General features: G+C 68.8%; 3 protein-coding genes and 1 pseudogene. 2 read left to right on the top strand and 2 right to left on the bottom strand.

Going from position 1 to position 4733, the window contains the following annotated elements; translation table 11 throughout:
* Nucleotides 1–106, top strand: a pseudogene (locus tag QMO56_RS26555) (IS5/IS1182 family transposase); the annotation flags it as partial.
* Between the two features lie 493 nt (nucleotides 107–599).
* Complete coding sequence (locus QMO56_RS26550; protein WP_283530630.1) at nucleotides 600–1619, top strand: LysR family transcriptional regulator; 1020 nt, start codon at nucleotides 600–602, stop codon at nucleotides 1617–1619.
* Nucleotides 1620–1653: 34 nt separating this feature from the next.
* Here QMO56_RS26550 and QMO56_RS26545 read toward each other — a convergent pair whose 3' ends face one another.
* Together QMO56_RS26545 and QMO56_RS26540 are read right to left on the bottom strand one after the other, a co-directional pair.
* Nucleotides 1654–2583 carry a dihydrodipicolinate synthase family protein gene (locus tag QMO56_RS26545; protein ID WP_283530628.1) on the bottom strand — a complete coding sequence of 310 codons (930 nt, stop codon included), beginning with the start codon at nucleotides 2581–2583 and terminating at the stop codon, nucleotides 1654–1656.
* A 14-nt stretch (nucleotides 2584–2597) separates the two neighbouring features.
* Nucleotides 2598–4325, bottom strand: a complete 1728-nt coding sequence (locus QMO56_RS26540; protein ID WP_283530626.1) for an IlvD/Edd family dehydratase — start codon at nucleotides 4323–4325, stop codon at nucleotides 2598–2600.
* Nucleotides 4326–4733 lie beyond the last annotated feature (408 nt).

Here is a 4733-nt window from a genome sequence, read left to right as displayed (position 1 = left end):
CCGCCGCCTGGCCATCCGCTACGAACGCAGGCTCGACATCCACCATGCCCTCACCGCCCTCGCCTGCTCCCTCATCTGCCTCAACGCGCTTCAGGAGCGGTTTTGAAAGGCGCTGTTAGGCGCGCCGTCAAGCCCGTGAACCGAGCGGTTCAGGCGGCTGTAGCCTGCGAAGAATTCCGGTGTATCGTAGATGTTCTGTGCCATTCATCTCTCCATCAGAATGCCGATGGGCGGGGCACAGCGACACAACAGGCCCCGCCCGTTTCCGGCGAGGCCAAGGGTGCGTGAAACGCTCCAGCCGTTTGTTTTGAGGAGCATCTTCACCCGTTCCGATGATGCCGTCGGAACGGGATCTGCTCTAGCTGCGTGTCTGCACGCCCTGCATCCCGCCTGTTGGGATGCAGGCCAGCCAGGAAACGATCAGGGCTGTCCACTCGCGCATAGGGGAATGCTATGCGAGGCAGAGATGCGTTCCAAGCCATATCCATCAGAAACAAGCCGGGGGCGCCAGCTTACCCCCGCGGCGCCGTAACCTCTCATGCAGGTCCGTGACACCCTCTGGGCCTGCCCGGCATACTCGGAAAGGACACGCTCTTCGCATGGATCGCCTCCCCGACAGTCCGTCGCAGCGCCTGGCGCCCAACTGGTTCGCGCGCTCCCGCCTGAAGCTGCGGCACCTGCAACTGCTTGCCGCGCTCGATGAGACGCGCAATCTGCATCGTGCGGCGCAGGGCCTTGGCATCACGCAGCCAGCCGCCTCCAAGCTGCTGGCAGAGGTGGAGCAGATGGTCGGCGCTTCCTTGTTCGAGCGGCGGCCGCGCGGGCTGGTGCCCAACGTGCCGGGCGAGGCGATGCTGCGCCGCGCCCGCTCAGCCCTGGTGGAGCTGGAGCAGGCGGCGGCGGAGCTGAACAGCCTGCGGGACGGCTCGGGCGGCCGGGTGGCGTTGGGCAGCGTGACGGCGCCGGCGGTGGACATCGTGGTGCGCGCGGTTGAGGCGGTGCAGCGGGCGCATCCGGCACTGGAGGTCGCCGTGGAGGTGGACAGCAGTCCGGTCCTCGTCGCCCGCCTGCTGGAGGGGCGGCTGGACTTCATCCTCGCCCGCCTCCCGCCAGGGGTGGAGGCCGCGATGCTGGAATACCGGGAGGTGGCCGAGGAGGCGCTGTGCCTTCTGGTGTTGGAGGGGCATCCGCTGCTGGCAGGCGAGGCCGTCGCGCCAGGCGACCTGCTCGCCTATGGCTGGGTCCTGCCGCCGCCGGGCAGCCTGATGCGGCAGGAGGTGGAACGGCTGTTCCAGCGCCACGGCCTGCCGCCTCCGGAGCGGGTGCTGAACACGGATTCCGTGCTGCTGGGGCTGGCAGCCCTGGCCCAGGGGCCCTCCATCTGCGTGGTCACGGCCTCGGTGGCCCGGTTGCTGGAGCCAGGGGGGCGATACCGGCGCCTGCCGCCGCTGGAGGGGGCGCCCCAGCTGGCCGTGCCGCCCTTCGGGCTGGTCCGCAGCCGGATCCGACCGCTCTCGCCGGCGGCGGCACGGCTCTACGAGCAGGTGGCGGCCGAGCTTCTCGGGGAAGGCGCCGCCTCCCCCGAACCCCCTCCGCCGGGGTGCCCATCACCGAGATGAACATGTCACCCCCGACCCCGCCATTGCCGGGGATTCAGCGATCCCAGCGCAGGACCAGGGTGCCCAGCCGCTTCGCCAGCTCGATCAGGCCGGCACGGGTGGCCGGGTGGAGCGGGGCGATCGGGGCGCGGGGGCGGCCGCAGCGGATGACGCCACCCTCCTCCATCAGCGCCTTGGCCGCCAGCAGGCCGCACTGGCGGTTCTCGTAGTTGATGAGCGGAAGCCAGCGCTGGTAGGCGTCCATCGCCTCCTCACGCCGGCCGGCCTGGAAGGGGTCGATGATCTGGCGGATGCCGTCGGGGAAGCCGCCGCCGGTCATCGAGCCGGTGGCGCCGGCATCGAGGTCGGCCATCAGGGTGATCGCCTCCTCGCCATCCCAGGGGCCGACGATCGCCTCGCCGCCCTGCGCGATCAGCTCGCGCAGCTTGGCGGCGGCCTGCGGCACTTCGATCTTGAAGTAGGAGACATGTTCGATCTCCCGCGCCATGCGGGCCAGGAAGGCCGCCGAGAGCGGCGTGCCGGCCACCGGCGCGTCCTGGATCATGATCGGGATGTCGATCGCGTCCGAGACCTGCTGGAAGAAGGCGTGGATGCCAAGCTCCGGCACGCGGATGGTGGCGCCGTGATAGGGCGGCATCAGCATCACCATCGCGGCGCCGAGATCCTGGGCACGACGGCTGCGCTCGGCGGCGATGTGGGTGGCGAAATGCGTGGTGGTGACGATCACCGGCACCCGGCCGGCGACATGCTTCAGCACCGCCTGCATCACCTGCTCGCGCTCCTCGTCCGTCAGCACGAACTGCTCGGAAAAGTTGGCGAGGATGCAGAGGCCCTGCGAGCCCGCGTCGATCATGAAGTCCACGGCGCGGCGCTGGCCATCAAGGTCGAGGCGGCCCTCTGCGTCGAAGACGGTCGGCACCACGGGGAAGACGCCGCGATAGGGTCCGTTCTGGCCTTGGGACATGGGGTGTTTCCTCCTCAGTGGTTGTCGCGGGGCACGGGCGAGCCGCTGCGCCCCACGAGGAAATCCAGGTCCACCCCTTCGTTCGCCTGCTGGACGTGGTCGATGTACATCTTGACGTAGCCACGGTCGGCGGCCGGCGGGGGCGGGGTCCAGGCGGCGCGGCGGGCGGCCAGCTCCGCCTCCTCCACATGCAGGTGCAGCGAGCGGGCGGCGACGTCGAGGGTGATCATGTCGCCGTTGCGGACCAGGGCCAGCGGGCCGCCGGCGGCCGCCTCGGGCGCCACATGCAGCACCACCGTGCCATAGGCGGTGCCGGACATGCGGGCGTCGGAGATGCGGATCATGTCGCGCACACCCTGCTGCAGCAGCTTCTTCGGAATCGGCATGTTGCCGACCTCCGCCATGCCCGGATAGCCCTTGGGGCCGCAATTCTTCAGCACCATGATGCAGGAGGCGTCGATGTCCAGGCTGTCGTCGTCCTTGAGGCGGTGCAGCTCCTCGATGTTCTCGAAGACCACGGCGCGGCCGGTGTGCTTCATCAGCTCCGGCGAGGCGGCGGAGGGCTTGATGACGGCGCCGTCGGGCGCCAGGTTGCCGCGCAGGATGGCCATGCCGGATTCCGGCTTGAAGGGAGCGTCCTGCGGGGTGATGACCTCGCGGTTGTAGCACTCCGCGTTCTTCACGTTCTCCCAGATGGACTTGCCGTTCACCGTGGGGGCGTCCTTGTGCAGCAGCTCAGCCTCGCCCAGGGCGCGTAGCACCACCGGCAGGCCGCCGGCGTAATAGAAGTCCTCCATCAGGAAGCGGCCGGAGGGCATCAGGTCCACCACGCAGTCCACCCCGCGGCCGAGCCGGTCGAAGTCGTCCAGGGTGAGGGGGATGCCGACGCGGCGGGCGATGGCCAGCAGGTGCACCACGGCATTGGTGGAGCCGCCGATGGCACCCAGGGTGCGGATGGCGTTCTCGAAGGCCTCCCGGACCAGGATCCTGGAGAGGACGAGGTCCTCATGCACCATCTGCACGATGCGACGGCCGGCGAAGCGCGCCAGCTCGTTGCGGCGGGCGTCCACGGCGGGGATGGCGGCGTTGCCCGGCAGGCCGACGCCCAGCGCCTCGACCAGGGAGGCCATGGTGGAGGCAGTGCCCATGGTCATGCAGTGGCCGGAGGAGCGGTTCATGCCTGCCTCGGCCTCGTGGAACTCCTCCAGCGTGATCTCGCCGGCACGGAGCTGCTCGCTCATGGAGATGATGTTGGTGCCGGAGCCGATCATCTGGCCGCGATAGACGCCCCGGAGCTGCGGCCCGCCGGAGACGCCGATGGTGGGCAGGTCGGCCGAGGCGGCGCCCATCAGCAGGGCCGGGGTGGTCTTGTCGCAGCCCATCAGCAGCACCACGCCGTCCAGCGGATGGGCGCGGATGGCCTCCTCGACGTCCATGGCCGCCAGGTTGCGGTAGAGCATGGCGGTCGGGCGCATCGTCACCTCGCCGAGCGAGGAGACCGGGAACTCCAGCGGGAAGCCGCCCGCCTCCAGCACGCCGTAGCGGACATGCTCGGCGATGGTGCGGAAGTGGGAATTGCAGGGGTTCAGCTCGGACCAGGTGTTGCAGATGCCGATGACCGGCCGGCCGTCGAACTGGTCCTGCGGAAAGCCGCGGTTCTTGAGGAACGAGCGGTAGTAGAAGCCCATCTTGTCCTGCCGGCCGAACCAGGCCTGGCTGCGCAGGGGCTTACGGGTGCTCATGGGACGTCTCCGCAGGGGAAGGGATGGGGCGCCCCTCAGGCCCGAGAAGGCCATGCATGGAGAGAGTTGCCGCGCCGCAGGGGCGGGACCGATGGCGCCGTGCCTTGACTGACATCGCGGCTTGCCTCCCTGGCGGCCCTCTCACCTGTGGGGGAGCCTTTAGATTCTGTCTGTACGGGAGAGGGGCATCATCGTCCAATGCCGTATTGAGCCTGAATCATACCGTTTTCGGTATGTCGGATCAGGTGAGCGTGGCCAGGGTAACAAATCAGCCCTGCGGGCGTTGAAACCCATTTGACATGGTGAGGGGTGGGGCGTAGAGAGCGCGCCCTGCTGCTGGGTTGGGTGCTGAGAGGTTCCTGGTTTGGTGGTGGGTCTGGAAGTTTTCTGGCATTCCTGGTGTTGACT

This window comes from Roseomonas sp. E05 (genome assembly GCF_030063475.1).
GTDB lineage: Bacteria > Pseudomonadota > Alphaproteobacteria > Acetobacterales > Acetobacteraceae > Pseudoroseomonas.
This window is presented reverse-complemented; position numbering and strand designations above follow the sequence as displayed.